We start from the raw sequence: 13,291 nt of genomic DNA, 5'->3' as shown, positions 1-13,291 counted from the left end.
TTTTCCAACTTGCAAGTTCCCACTTCACGCGGGGTTCTTGACGCCAGAATGAAACCGGATCGCATGGTGCGTTCCGGCGCTAATCATTGTGGCGCCCCGAAAGGTTATGCCTTGACTAATTTTGAATCGCTTGGTGTCTCCAAGCCGATCGTCGCAACCTTGTTCCAGCTCGGCATCGAAACACCGACGCCGATCCAGGAACAGGCCATCCCCCTCCTCCTCGAAGGCCGCGACCTGATCGGCCTTGCCCAGACCGGGACCGGCAAAACAGCCGCCTTCGGCCTGCCGCTCATCGAAAAGCTGCTCGCTGACGAGCGCCGCCCTGATAACCGGACGACGCGGACGCTGATCCTGGCGCCGACCCGTGAGCTGGTGAACCAGATCGCCGACAACCTGAAGAAGTTCATCCGCAAGTCGCATCTGCGCGTCAACGTCGTCGTCGGCGGCGTCTCGATCAACAAGCAGCAACTGCAGCTCGAAAAGGGCACCGACATCCTGGTCGCCACGCCCGGCCGCCTGCTCGACCTCGTCAACCGCCGCGCCATCACGCTGACGACGGTGCGTTATCTCGTGCTCGACGAGGCCGATCAGATGCTCGACCTCGGCTTCGTGCACGACTTGCGCAAGATCGCCAAGCTGGTGCCGAAGAAGCGCCAGACCATGCTGTTTTCGGCCACCATGCCGAAGGCGATCGCCGATCTCGCCGGCGAATATCTCGTCGATCCCGTGAAGGTCGAAGTCACGCCGCCCGGCAAGGCTGCCGACAAGGTCGAGCAGTATGTGCATTTCGTCGCCGGCAAGAACGACAAGACGGAACTGCTGCGCAAGTCGCTGACCGAAAACCCCGACGGCCGCGCCATCGTCTTCCTGCGCACAAAGCATGGTGCGGAGAAGCTGATGAAGCATCTCGACAATATCGGTTATTCCGTCGCCTCCATCCACGGCAACAAGAGCCAGGGCCAGCGCGAGCGAGCGCTGAAGGCCTTCCGCGACGGCAGCATCAAGACGCTGATCGCCACCGACGTCGCCGCCCGCGGCATCGATATCCCGGCCGTCAGCCACGTTTACAACTACGACCTGCCGGAAGTGCCGGATGCCTATGTCCATCGCATCGGCCGCACGGCGCGCGCCGGCCGCGACGGCATCGCTATCGCCTTCTGCGCCCCCGACGAGGCCAAGCTGCTGCGCGATATCGAGCGCCTGATGGGCATCGACATATCAGTTGCCAGCGGCGAGCCGCCGGCACATATCAGTGCCAGCGGCCCGCGCCGCGGCAACGGCAATGGCAACAACCGCAATCGCGGCGGCGGCCAGGGCCGCGGCGAAGGCCGTGACGATGCCAACCGTTCGGAACATCGCGGCAGCCGCCAGGAACGCCGCCCGCGCCGCGACGGCGAAGGCAGCGAAACCCGCGCCGGCGGTGAGGAACGCCGTGAGCGCCGTCCGCGTCCCGAGCGCCCAAGCCGCAACGCGGACTTCCGCGGCCAGCGCCGCGGCGAAGCGGCCCCGGATTTCGGCCCCGACAATGATCTGGCCTCGACCTCCGATTTCCGCCCGGCAAAGCCGCAGCGCCCCGCCCATGGCGGCAATGGCCACCACGCCAATGGGGAGCCGAGCGGTCATCACCGCGGCAACGGCCGGCACGCCCACGGCCGCCCGGCCCGCAAACACGGCGAAGATCGCGGCCCACACCAGGCCCAGGGCGGCGAACAGCGCCGCGACGGCAACGGCGGCAACCGCCGTGGCGGCAACCGCAACGGTGGCCAGCGCCGCGAACGCGCCTGAGGCGCCGATTGATTTCAAGGCGAAAAGGCCGGTGCTTCGGTCTTGAATATGAGGCCGGAGCATTGGGTGAGATGCCCCGGCCTTTTCTCAGCGTGCAGACGGCAACACCGCGACGGCAGTACTCGGTCGCGCTTCCCGTTTTCTGAACGGCCCCGGTTGAGGAGATCGAAGCCGCCTTCGCAGCACTGGCGGGAGCCTTGCAAAACAATGCGCTGTGAAGCCGCCGTCGACGGGCAGCATAACGCCGCAAAGACCGCGCCGAGAAGCCGGACCGCTTGCATCCCGGACGCTTGAGACCTAAATTGGCTCCATGCTTGACCATCCGTCCCGGCCGTTGTCGCCGTCAACCATCCCAATGGATGCCCTGAGCGAAGTCCTGCAGGACTTTCGCTTGAGTGGAGTCAACTATGGACGCTGTGAGCTCAGGCATCCATGGAGCATCGCCTTTCCGCAACAACAGCTGCTTCGTTTTCACTTCGTCAGCCAGGGTCCGTGCTGGATCCATACCGAAGCCCACGGTTGGCAGGAGTTGAACGATGGCGATCTGGTGCTGCTGCCGCAAGGCATCGCACATCGATTGGCGAGCGCGCCGGACGTTGAGGGCGACTCGCTTAAAAGCTGTCAGATTACAAATTTGGGCAGCAACGTCTGCGACGTCTTGCGGGAAGGAACGGGCGCCACTAGCACCCTCTTCTGCGGCTCCATGACTTTGGGCGCCCATGCGCTTAACCCCTTGATCGCCCTGATGCCGCCGATCATCAAGGGCTGCGACGTGGCCGGTAATGACACGATCGTAGGCCCCCTGCTGGCCGCTATGTCGGCGGAGGCGGCACAGCCCCAGATGGGAAGCGCGACGGTCTTGTCGCGTATGGCGGACTTGCTCGCAGCCCGGCTTATCCGCTGCTGGGTCAACTGCAGTGGAGCCTCCACCACCGGCTGGCTCGCCGCCATCCGCGATCCCAATATCGGTCGTGTGTTGGCGGCCATGCATAGGGATCCTGGCCATAACTGGACCCTCGAAAGCCTCGCTGGTGTGGCAGGCCAGTCGCGCTCGATCTTCGCCGAGCGCTTCAGCGCTATCTTGGGAGAAGGCGCGGCACATTATCTCGCCCGTCTGCGCATGCAGCTTGCCCGCGACTTGCTGGCGCAAAACGGCATGTCGGTTGCCGAGGTTGCCTCCCGGTTGGGCTATGAGTCCGAGGCGTCTTTCGCGCGTGCCTTCAAGCGCGTCACAAACGTTTCACCTGGGATTGTGCGTCGCACAAGTTCCGGACGAATGGATATGGATTTCGGATTTTGAGACACATATCATCCTGACAACTTCGTCTATGAAGATCTCCGAACACAGGAGATCCATCAATGACGGACACAACATCACGATTTGACGGGGCCGCAATTGGCCTGGAAACGCCTGAACCATCGGCGTGGAGCGCGGCAACCTGGTTTGCCGTTCTTTCGATGGCGGCCACCAGCTTTGCACTGGTATCTGCTGAGTTCCTGCCGGCGGGCCTGCTGACGCCAATGGCGCGCGACCTCGGCATTTCCGAAGGGACGGCCGGACAAGTCGTCACCGCCACCGCTTCCGTCGGCGCCGTGGCCGCCCTGTTGAGCAATGTTCTGATCGGCAGACTGAACCGCAAGGCGGTCTTGGTCGGTCTCAGTGCGTTGGCTGTCGGCTCTAACATACTTGCATCGTTAGCGACCGATTTTTGGCTGTTGTTGCTGGGCCGGGCTGGGTTGGGCATCGCGCTGAGCGGTTTCTGGGCGCTTTCAGTGGCCGTCGTTGCGAGGCTGGTCGGCGCAAATGCGACAGGTCGGGGCATGGCTATCGTCACCCTCGGCGTTTCGCTCGCCACGATCGCTGCCCCATCAATGGGTGCTTTGATCAGCGATTGGCTGGGATGGCGCAGCGCCATGGCAATGACAGCCGGGCTTGCCGCGCTTGCCATGCTGCTGCAGCTGCTCAGCCTGCCGACGCTCCCTACAAGCACAAGCAACAGCCTCGCCGACGTTTTCCGGCTAACGCGACGGGGCGGCATTCAACTGGGAATGCTTGCCATCCTTTTGCTGATGACCGGGCATTTTGCCGGATCGGTGTATGTGCGTCCCTTCCTAGAACAAGTGACGCTCCTTGAAACCAAATCGATCGCCCTGGCGCTGCTCGGGTTCGGCATCGCCTCCGTGATCGGCAATGTTGCCGGTGGCCGGATGGCCGACGCGAGCATCCGCATGGCACTGGCTGTCACGGCTGTATTGATGGCGTTTGCCGCACTCGCTCTGGTGCTTTGGGGCGCTCATGCCGGCGTTGCGTTTGCACTCGTCACGCTTTGGGGGTTTGCCTTCGGCATGGCGCCGGTAGTGCTGCCGACCAATCTTTCCCGCGCGGCCGCCGACGCTCTGGAGGCGGCGGGTAGCCTGATGGTCGTCTCTTTCCAGGTGGCCATCAGTATCGGCGCGGTTTTTGGCGGCTATATCGTCGACCACTACGGCGCTGTGGGACCCTTGACTCTCACCGCTGTGCTGGCTGCGTCAACGGTTGCCTTGGCGCTGCTGCAGCCCCGCAACTGATCGTTGCTTGCTGCTTGATGTGCCGAGTAGCGCTCTACGGCGCTTTGGATGTGAGGTCGTCGGCAATCGCCGGCGACCTCGGTCAGTTGAGGTTCAGGCCATCCGCTTGTTCGACATTGGCGCAGCGATCAGCCTATACGCTCGCCTGGGCCTGCTGAAGGACCCTGCGGTTTGTCATATATACGCCCGTCACGACGATCACCGTGCCCAGAATCAACGGCAGCGTCAGCCGCTCCCCGAACGCGATGAAGGCTTCGATCGCGACGGCCGGCGGCATCAGGTAGATCAGCGAAGCGGCGCGCGAGACCTGCCCGCGGCGGATGAGGTAAAGCAGCAGCCCGACACCGCCCATCGACAGGCCGAAGACCGACCAGAGAAGCGCGCCATAGGCCTGCGGGGTGCCGTCGAAATGCTGGTGTTCGAAAATCAGCGACAGCGGCAGGGTGAGGATGAGAGCGCCGACATATTGCAGCGTCGCGATGGTCCTGAGGTCGCCGGATTGCAGATGTTTCTTCTGATAAAGCGTACCGTAGGTGACGGAGCCCATGGCGATGAGGTTGATCGCCAGCGGCAGGGCGGCATGGCTGAGATCGGCCGTCGCCGGATCGAACAGCTTCGGCGAAATCGCGATGGCAATACCGATGAAGCCGAGAGCGAGGCCGACCTGTTGGGTCTTCTGCAACCGCTCGCCGACGAGAAAGGGAGCCGCCGTCGCCGTCAGCAACGGCTGCAGCGCCGCGATGATCCCAGATATGCCGGCCGGCACGCCGTTGGCGATCGCCCACCAGAGACCGGCGAGATAGAAGCCGTGCAGGAAAAAGCCGGAATAAATGGCCCGCAGCACCGTCGCCCGACTCTTCGGCCATTGGGCCTTGGTCACTAGGCAAAAGGCCAGGAAGGCCAAGGCCGACAGCGCATAACGTATCGAAAGAAAGGTAAAGGGCTCGGAATGCAGCGCCGCAAATTTCGCCACCACCCAGCCCGTGGACCAGAGGAAAACGAAGAGAGCGGGGGCAAAGCGGTCGAGGGGCATCGGGACATCTCGGGTAAAGAGTTACCGTGCTGATAGCGGCAACCGAAGGCCGCAGTCAAAGGCGAAGCGTTGATGCTTATTTGAAATTTCGCTGATGGGTGGGTGGAGAGTTACAGAATAGACATCCCGTATGGCACCCCCTCTGGCCTGCCGGCCATCTCCCCCACAAGGGTGGAGATCGACAAGCGGTTGGATCATCCGTCCCTCTCTGCTGGATCGAATAGCTCTGCCGTCGTTGTTTGGGGAAGCCAGTGCGCCCAGCCAATCTCCCCACCTATGGGGGGTCCGAAGGACGGGTCGAGACCGGTGGCTCGACCCTGGGGCCGGCAGGCCAGAGGGGGTGCCGCACGGCATGCCTTCTCCTCGTCACAGGAATAAGACGTTCGAATTTGCGCCTGCACCACCAACGCATTGCGATCGACCGAAAACCAATCAAATGCTCACATTTTGCGCAATCCCGGGCGAGCAGTCATCCGCCATACCGCGCGACGCTGCTCCAAACGCCCGAATTTTCACTCTTTCCCGCACCGCAAAATCTTTTCTCCGAACTGCGCATGGTTCTTGCATTGCAATTTGCGTTGTATTCAAATGAACAAAAAAGGGGAGCCGCACCTTTGGCATTTGATGAAATGATTACCGGGGACGAGAGCCCCCGCCCGCCTTATGAAAAATATTTCGAGTGGTACAACAGCCAAGACCGGTCGCATCTGATTGCCAAGTCCCGCGACGCGGAAAATATCTTCCGGAAGACCGGCATCACCTTCGCCGTTTACGGCCATGCCGACAGTTCCGAAAAGCTCATCCCCTTCGATATCATCCCCCGCATCATCTCCGCCCGCGAATGGCGCAAGCTCGCCCAGGGTATCGAGCAACGGGTAATCGCGCTCAACGCCTTTCTGGATGATATCTATCACAAGCAGGAGATCATCCGCGCCGGCCGCATCCCGCGCGAACTGATCGAAAACAATGTCGCCTTCCTGTCCGAGATGATCGGCTTCCGCCCGCCTGGCGGCGTCTACACCCATATCGTCGGCACCGATATCGTACGAACAGGCGAAGACCAGTTTTACGTGCTGGAGGATAATGCCCGCACCCCTTCCGGGGTCAGCTACATGCTGGAAAACCGGGAAACCATGATGCAGATGTTCCCGGAGCTCTTCCATGAGAACAAGGTGCAGCGCGTCGAGGATTATCCCTACCTCTTACGCCAAAGCCTCGCCTCGCTGGCTCCTCCCGGCTGCACCGGCAAGCCACGCGTCGCGGTACTGACTCCGGGCATCTACAATTCTGCGTACTACGAACATTCCTTCCTGGCCGACATGATGGGCGTCGAACTGGTCGAGGGCTCGGATCTGCGCGTCATCGACGGCAAGGTGAAGATGCGCACGACCCGCGGCTACGAGGCGATCGACGTGCTCTACCGCCGCGTCGACGACGACTTCCTCGATCCGCTGACATTCCGGGCCGATTCCGCCCTCGGCATTCCCGGCATCATGGATGTCTACCGCTCCGGCAACATCACCATTGCTAATGCGCCGGGCACCGGCATATCGGATGATAAGGCGATTTATTCCTACATGCCGGAGATCGTCGAATTCTATACCGGCCGCAAGGCGCTGCTCGAAAACGTCCCGACTTGGCGCTGCTCGGAAGCATCGAGCCTGAAATACGTGCTGGAGCACCTGGAAGAGCTGGTCGTCAAGGAAGTGCACGGCTCCGGCGGCTACGGCATGCTTGTGGGACCGACGGCATCGAAAAAGGAGCGCGCCGATTTCGCTGAGAAGCTGAAGGCCAAGCCGAACAATTACATCGCCCAGCCGACGCTGTCGCTCTCCACCGTGCCGATCCTCGTCAACAAGGGCATCGCGCCCCGCCATGTCGACCTTCGCCCCTATGTGCTCGTTTCCGACAAGGTCCAGATTATTCCGGGCGGGCTTACCCGCGTGGCGCTGAAGCAAGGCTCGCTGGTCGTCAATTCCAGCCAGGGCGGCGGCACCAAAGACACCTGGGTACTGGAGGACTGATGCTCGGAAGAACCGCAAACGGCCTCTACTGGATGTTTCGTTACATCGAGCGCGCCGAAAATATTGCCCGTCTTGTCGATGCCGGGCTGCGCATGTCGCTCACCCGCAGCAGCGCCGGCGACGACAACTGGGACGGCGTGCTGCAAAGTGCCGGCGTACGCGAGGCCTATGACGAGGGCCACGCCAAGCTGACCAATGCCGACGCGATCGATTATCTCCTGCGCGATCGCTCCAACCCGTCGAGCGTCATGTCCTGCATCGACTTCGGCCGCAACAATGCCCGCATGGTGCGCACCGCGCTGACGCGGGAGACCTGGGAAGCGACCAACGAATGCTGGATCGATCTGAAATCCCTGCTCGAAAAGCGCGTGAAAGCCGCCGACCTGCCTGAGGTGATCGACGTCATCAAGCGCCGCGCCGGCCTCATCCGCGGCGCCTTTCATGGCTCGACGCTCAGAAACGAGCTCTATAATTTCGCCCGCATCGGCACCTTCATCGAGCGCGCCGACAATACCAGCCGTATCCTCGACGTGAAATATTACGTCCTGCTGCCCTCGGTCTCGTCAGTCGGTTCGTCTCTCGATAACGTGCAGTGGGAGTCGATCCTGCGCTCGGTGTCCGCACACCGCGCCTATAGCTGGGCCTACGACGGCGAGTACCGGGCGATGAACATTGCCGACTTCCTTACCCTCAATGTCCAGATGCCGCGCTCGCTTGCCTATTGCTACGAGAAGATCGTCAGCAATCTCGGCTATCTCGCCCAGGATTACGAGGAGCGGCTTCCCGCCCACGATACTGCCGACGCGATCCGCACCACGCTGCAGACGCGGGCGATCCGCGACATCATGGATCAGGGCCTGCACGAGTTCCTCGAGGACTTCGTCTCACGCAACAACCAGCTCGGTGCCGAGATTTCCGACGGCTACCGGTTCTACGTTTAAGCGGATCAGCACATGAGACTGAAAATCAGCCATCTCACCGAATACCGCTACGACGAACCGGCGCAGTTCTCGCTGCAACGGCTGAGACTGACACCGCCGACAACGGCAGCCCAGAACGTGCTCGGCTGGTCCCTGAAAGTCGAGGGCGCCACCCCGGAGGTGGAATACGACGACCAGTACGGCAACCACGTCAACCTGGTCTCGCTGGAAGGCACGCAGCACGTGACGCGAATCCTCGCCGAGGGCGAGGTCGAGACCGCGGACAATAACGGCGTCACCGGCCCACATACCGGTTTCTGCCCGCTCTGGCTCTTCCTGCGCGAGACGCCGCTCACCAAAAGCGGCAAGCTGGTCAAGGAACTGGTTAAAAGCGTCAGCGGCGATAACGAGCTCGCCCGTCTGCATGCGTTGATGGCCGCCATCCACGAAACGGTCGACTACCGCCCCGGCACCAGCGACACGGCGACGACGGCGGAACAGGCGCTGGAGAAGAAAAGCGGCGTCTGCCAGGACCATGCGCACATCTTCGTCGCCGCCGCCCGCGCCCTGCAGGTGCCGGCGCGTTATGTCTCCGGCTATTTGATGATGGAAGAAAAGATCGAACAGTCGGCGACCCATGCCTGGGCCGAGGCCCATATCTCCGGGCTCGGCTGGGTCGGCTTCGATCCGGCCAACGAAATCTGCCCGGATGAACGCTATGTCCGCATCGCCTCCGGCCTCTGCTACCGCGACGCGGCCCCGATCTCGGGCATGCGTATCGGCACTCCGGGGGAAACGCTGTCCGTCACCGTGAAGGTGGAAGACAACGGGCAGATGCAAAGCCAGAGCCAGAGCTGAGCGAGGGCGGTAACGGCGTATCTATCCAGCCGCGACGACCTGGAGGTGGCCGCGCGCTCCGTAGCTGAGGATTGCCTGATCCGCCGTCAGCAACGGCACGCGATGAAATCGGGCTGTAGCCGCGATGATGCGGTCCGCGGGGTCAGCATGAAACTCGCCGGGCAGCCGGACGCTGTCTATCGCGATGGAAGGCTCGATCGGCGCGAGCTGAATCCCGGGGAGCGACAGAGCGCTGTCGATCCATCGCCCGACATCGTCGCCGAGCGCCAAGCGCCCCTTCTGCACGAGCATGGCGATTTCCCAGGGTGTGATCGCCGAAATCAGAATCCGGCTTTTGCCGGTCATCTCGTCAATGATGCCCCGGGCGTGTGAACCCAGACGCGCATCGTCCTGCATTGCCCAGACGAGGATGTGCGTATCGATGACGATCAACGGAGGGCGTCCCAATCCTCCGGCTCGAGGGCCGGAGACAGAGGATCGTCATAGCGCAATACGCTGCCCTTCATCGCGCCGATGATGCTCTTGCGTTCGCCTGTGTCGCGCGCCGGGGAAAGCACGGCAACCGGCTTGCCGCGCTTGGTGATAACGATGGATTCATCGTCGCTGCGCATCTGATCGATCAGATTCAGGCATTTCGCCTTGAATTCCGCAGCACCGATTACCTTTGACATGACCATATCTCCTGTACACTTGTACAGCATATAGCACTATATCCGCATTCAACAAGTTCGAGCGCGAACGGTTCGAAAGAAATCTTCAGCAAAAAGGCGGGGCAAAAAGCCCCGCCTCTTCGCGATTCCAGATCGGCAAGCCCTGCTCAGTGGCTGTCCTTGCCGACCGCATTTCCGCGACATCCCTTGAGGAAGTCGAGATCGGCGCCAGTATCGGCTCCTTCGACATGCTGCTGATGCAGGAAGGCATAGCCCGATGTCGGCAAGTCATGGTTCGGCTGCCATTCGGCGAGACGGCGCGCCAGTTCCTCGTCTGATATGTCGAGATGCAGGCGACGGTTCGGCACGTCGAGTTCGATCATGTCGCCGTTCTTGACGACCGCCAGCGGTCCACCGACCGCCGCTTCCGGCGAGGTGTGCAGCACGACGGTACCATAGGCCGTTCCCGACATGCGGGCGTCTGATATCCGCACCATGTCGAGGATGCCCTTCTTCAGCACCTTCGGCGGCAGGCCCATGTTGCCGACCTCGGCCATGCCGGGATAACCCTTCGGGCCGCAGTTCTTCATGACCATGACGCAATTCTCGTCGATGTCGAGATTGTCGTCGTTGATCTTCGCCTTGTAGTCGTCGATATCCTCGAACACGACGGCCCTGCCCCGGTGCACCAGGAGATGCGGCGAGGCTGCCGAAGGCTTCAGCACCGCGCCCTTCGGCGCCAGGTTGCCGCGCAGCACGACGATGCCGCCCGAAGAGGTCAGCGCCTTTTCAGCAGGCAGGATGACGTCCTCGTTCCAGTTGATGACGTCCTTGACCTCGTCCCAGACGGTTTCGCCGGAGACCGTCAACGCATCCTTGTGCAGGAGGCCCGCCTCGCCGAGGCGCCTCAGCACGACGGGCAGGCCGCCGGCATAGAAGAACTCTTCCATCAGGTATTTGCCCGACGGCATCAGGTTGACGATCGTCGGAACGTCGCGGCCGCAACGGTCCCAATCGTCGAGCGTCAGATCGATGCCGACGCGGCCGGCGATCGCCAGCAGATGGATGACGGCATTGGTCGATCCGCCGATCGCCGCATTGGTGCGGATGGCGTTTTCGAAGGCCTGCTTTGTCATGATCTCCGAGGGCTTCAGATCGTCCTTGACCATCTGCACGATACGGCGGCCGGTCAGTTGCGCCATGACCTTGCGGCGGGAATCGACGCCCGGGATTGCGGCATTGCCCGAGAGCGCCATGCCCAGCGCTTCGGCCATGGACGCCATCGTTGACGCCGTGCCCATCGTATTGCAGGTGCCCGACGAGCGGCTCATCGAAGCTTCCGCTTCGAGGAATTCGGCCTGCGTCATCTCGCCGGCCTTCACCATTTCGGAGAACTTCCACAGATGCGTGCCGGAGCCGACGCGCTCGCCGCGGAAATAGCCGTTCAGCATCGGCCCGCCGGTGACGACGATCGACGGCAGGTCGCAGGAGGCCGCCCCCATCAAGAGCGACGGCGTGGTCTTGTCGCAGCCGACGAGCAGCACACAGCCATCCATCGGCTGGCCACGGATCGCTTCTTCAACGGCCAGTGCCGCAAGGTTGCGGTACATCATCGCGGTCGGGCGGAAGGTGTTTTCCGATGCCGAGAACACCGGCACTTCGAGCGGGAAGCCGCCGGCCTCCCAGACGCCCGCCTTCACCTTCTCGGCGAGCTCTCTGAGATGACCGTTGCAGGGGGTCATATCCGACCAGGTGTTAAGGATGCCGATGACAGGCCGTCCGTCGAACAGGTCGTGCGGATAACCTTGGTTTTTAAGCCAGCCGCGATGATAAATCACGTCGCGGCTCGTGCCGCCGTACCATTCCTGCGACCTCAGCCTGCGCGGCCATTCCGCTTTCTTCTTCATAATCTCTGTCCTTCAGGTGATTGCCGGGCCGCCTCGTACGGCCCGGGTCATCGGATATGTCTCAAGCCAACGTGTAGGCCGTCTTGACCACGGTAAAGAATTCGCTCGCATACTTGCCCTGCTCACGCGGGCCGTAGGACGACCCCTTGCGGCCGCCGAACGGAACGTGGAAATCGACTCCCGCCGTCGGCAGGTTGACCATGACCATGCCGGCTTCCGAATTGCGCTTGAAATGCGTCGCATGCTTCAGGCTGGTCGTGGCAATGCCGGCCGAGAGCCCGAACGGCGTGTCGTTGGCGAGGGCAAGCGCCTCGTCGTAATCCTTCGCCCGGATCACCGAGACGACGGGTCCGAAGATTTCCTCGCGCGAAATGCGCATCTGGTTGGTCGCTTCGGTAAACAGCGTCGGCTGCAGATAGAAACCGGGCGTTTCGCGCGAGATGACCTCGCCGCCGAAGGCGAGCTTGGCCCCTTCCTTTTTGCCGATCTCGATATAGTCGGTATCGGTCTTCAGCTGCCGTTCGTCGACGACCGGACCGATATGGGTGCCGGCCTTGAGCGCATTGTCAACGACGAGCGTCTTCAGCTTGTCGGTGAGCGCCGCGACGAACTTGTCGTGGATGCCTTCGGTGACGATCAGACGCGAGGAAGCAGTGCAGCGCTGGCCCGTGGAGAAGAAGCCGGAATTGGCGGCAGCCTCGACGGCGACGTTGAGGTCGGCGTCGTCGAGCACCACCATCGGGTTCTTGCCGCCCATTTCCAGCTGGAACTTGCGGTTATGCTCGATGGACGCGGCGGCGACACGTCGGCCGGTGCCGGTGGAGCCGGTGAAGGTGATGCCGTGAACATCGGGGCTTTCGAGCATGGCCTGGCCTACGACCGAGCCCTTGCCCATGACGAGGTTCAGGACGCCCTTCGGCAGCCCTGCCCTATTGAGGATGTCGACGATCGCCCAGGAGCAGGCCGGCACCAGTTCGGCCGGCTTGAAGACGATCGTGTTGCCGTAGCAGAGCGCCGGCGCGATCTTCCAGGCGGGGATGGCGATCGGGAAGTTCCACGGCGTGATGATGCCGATGACACCGAGCGCTTCGCGGGTGATCTCGACACCGATATTCGGGCGAACTGACGGGATGACCTCGCCTGCGAGCCGCAGGGCCTCGCCAGCGAAGAATTCGAAGATCTGCGAGGCGCGGATGACTTCGCCGGTCGCCTCAGGCAGCGTCTTGCCCTCTTCGCGGGCGAGCAGCGCGCCGAGTTCGTCCTTGCGGGTCATGATCTCGTCGCCGGTCTTCTTCAGGATGACGTGGCGTTCCCAAATGCCCGAGCGCGACCAGGCCGGAAAGGCGGCCTTGGCGGCGGCGATAGCGTTTCTCGTGTCTTCCGCGCTGCCGTTGGCGTAGAGGCCGACGACCTCGTTCGTATCGGACGGGTTGATGTTCTTCGTCGCGTCCGTGCCGACCCATTCGCCGGCGATCAGGTTTTGATAAATGGTCATGGGCCCAACAAGCCTCCTTTACCGTTTACAAACACGGCCGGCCGCCGACGC

General features: G+C 62.3%; 11 protein-coding genes. 6 read left to right on the top strand and 5 right to left on the bottom strand.

The genetic code is table 11. From position 1 onward, the window contains the following. Positions 1–63 precede the first annotated feature (63 nt). The 3 genes from HJC04_RS20135 to HJC04_RS20125 all read left to right on the top strand — a co-directional run bounded on the left by HJC04_RS20135 (position 64) and on the right by HJC04_RS20125 (position 4,353). Positions 64–1,785: a DEAD/DEAH box helicase gene (locus HJC04_RS20135; protein ID WP_210631580.1), complete on the top strand. Its 1,722-nt coding sequence runs from the start codon at positions 64–66 to the stop codon at positions 1,783–1,785. 310 nt (positions 1,786–2,095) lie between these two features. Next, positions 2,096–3,085, top strand: coding sequence for an AraC family transcriptional regulator (locus tag HJC04_RS20130; RefSeq protein WP_221123060.1), 990 nt, complete (start codon positions 2,096–2,098; stop codon positions 3,083–3,085). 59 nt (positions 3,086–3,144) lie between these two features. Continuing rightward, the gene (locus tag HJC04_RS20125; RefSeq protein WP_221146928.1) at positions 3,145–4,353 is read left to right on the top strand and encodes an MFS transporter; all 1,209 of its coding nucleotides are present in this window, start codon (positions 3,145–3,147) and stop codon (positions 4,351–4,353) included. 133 nt (positions 4,354–4,486) lie between these two features. On the opposite strand, the gene HJC04_RS20120 is transcribed toward HJC04_RS20125, so the two are convergent. Then, positions 4,487–5,386 (bottom strand): DMT family transporter, encoded by a 900-nt coding sequence (locus HJC04_RS20120; protein ID WP_210630333.1) that lies wholly within the window; start codon positions 5,384–5,386, stop codon positions 4,487–4,489. A gap of 614 nt (positions 5,387–6,000) precedes the next feature. Between HJC04_RS20120 and HJC04_RS20115 the strand changes: the two genes are divergently transcribed. Genes HJC04_RS20115 through HJC04_RS20105 form a run of 3 tightly spaced genes read left to right on the top strand, consistent with a single transcriptional unit; the run spans position 6,001 to position 9,188 of the window. Further along, positions 6,001–7,410, top strand: a complete 1,410-nt coding sequence (locus tag HJC04_RS20115; protein ID WP_041678724.1) for a circularly permuted type 2 ATP-grasp protein — start codon at positions 6,001–6,003, stop codon at positions 7,408–7,410. Next, positions 7,410–8,351: an alpha-E domain-containing protein gene (locus tag HJC04_RS20110; RefSeq protein WP_210630331.1), complete on the top strand. Its 942-nt coding sequence runs from the start codon at positions 7,410–7,412 to the stop codon at positions 8,349–8,351. Before HJC04_RS20115 ends, HJC04_RS20110 begins: the two co-directional genes overlap by 1 nt. A gap of 12 nt (positions 8,352–8,363) precedes the next feature. Further along, the gene (locus tag HJC04_RS20105; RefSeq protein ID WP_210630329.1) at positions 8,364–9,188 is read left to right on the top strand and encodes a transglutaminase family protein; all 825 of its coding nucleotides are present in this window, start codon (positions 8,364–8,366) and stop codon (positions 9,186–9,188) included. A 21-nt stretch (positions 9,189–9,209) separates the two neighbouring features. Here the strand turns inward: HJC04_RS20105 and HJC04_RS20100 are convergent, their stop codons facing one another. From HJC04_RS20100 to HJC04_RS20085, 4 genes are all read right to left on the bottom strand, one after another. Beyond that, positions 9,210–9,620, bottom strand: a complete 411-nt coding sequence (locus HJC04_RS20100) for a type II toxin-antitoxin system VapC family toxin (RefSeq protein ID WP_221146927.1) — start codon at positions 9,618–9,620, stop codon at positions 9,210–9,212. After that, the gene (locus HJC04_RS20095; RefSeq protein WP_210630325.1) at positions 9,617–9,859 is read right to left on the bottom strand and encodes a type II toxin-antitoxin system Phd/YefM family antitoxin; all 243 of its coding nucleotides are present in this window, start codon (positions 9,857–9,859) and stop codon (positions 9,617–9,619) included. The genes HJC04_RS20100 and HJC04_RS20095 overlap by 4 nt, the downstream gene beginning before the upstream one ends. A 146-nt stretch (positions 9,860–10,005) precedes the next feature. Continuing rightward, the gene (gene araD / locus HJC04_RS20090) at positions 10,006–11,745 is read right to left on the bottom strand and encodes an L-arabinonate dehydratase (RefSeq protein WP_221146926.1); all 1,740 of its coding nucleotides are present in this window, start codon (positions 11,743–11,745) and stop codon (positions 10,006–10,008) included. A gap of 61 nt (positions 11,746–11,806) precedes the next feature. Further along, positions 11,807–13,240, bottom strand: a complete 1,434-nt coding sequence (locus HJC04_RS20085; protein WP_210630322.1) for an aldehyde dehydrogenase family protein — start codon at positions 13,238–13,240, stop codon at positions 11,807–11,809. Positions 13,241–13,291: the final 51 nt, after the last annotated feature.

It is taken from the genome of Rhizobium sp. NLR8a (assembly GCF_019685235.1).
In the GTDB taxonomy this organism is placed as follows: domain Bacteria; phylum Pseudomonadota; class Alphaproteobacteria; order Rhizobiales; family Rhizobiaceae; genus Rhizobium.
The sequence above is the reverse complement of the archived record's forward strand: the minus strand, read 5'-3'. Positions and strand labels throughout refer to the sequence as shown.

Coding starts and splice junctions, on each gene's coding strand:
- HJC04_RS20135 (WP_210631580.1), top strand. CDS start 64: ATGGTGCGTTCCGGCGCTAATCATTGTGGCGCCCCGAAAGGTTATGCC.
- HJC04_RS20130 (WP_221123060.1), top strand. CDS start 2,096: ATGCTTGACCATCCGTCCCGGCCGTTGTCGCCGTCAACCATCCCAATG.
- HJC04_RS20125 (WP_221146928.1), top strand. CDS start 3,145: ATGACGGACACAACATCACGATTTGACGGGGCCGCAATTGGCCTGGAA.
- HJC04_RS20120 (WP_210630333.1), bottom strand. CDS start 5,386: ATGCCCCTCGACCGCTTTGCCCCCGCTCTCTTCGTTTTCCTCTGGTCC.
- HJC04_RS20110 (WP_210630331.1), top strand. CDS start 7,410: ATGCTCGGAAGAACCGCAAACGGCCTCTACTGGATGTTTCGTTACATC.
- HJC04_RS20105 (WP_210630329.1), top strand. CDS start 8,364: ATGAGACTGAAAATCAGCCATCTCACCGAATACCGCTACGACGAACCG.
- HJC04_RS20095 (WP_210630325.1), bottom strand. CDS start 9,859: ATGTCAAAGGTAATCGGTGCTGCGGAATTCAAGGCGAAATGCCTGAAT.
- araD (WP_221146926.1), bottom strand. CDS start 11,745: ATGAAGAAGAAAGCGGAATGGCCGCGCAGGCTGAGGTCGCAGGAATGG.
- HJC04_RS20085 (WP_210630322.1), bottom strand. CDS start 13,240: ATGACCATTTATCAAAACCTGATCGCCGGCGAATGGGTCGGCACGGAC.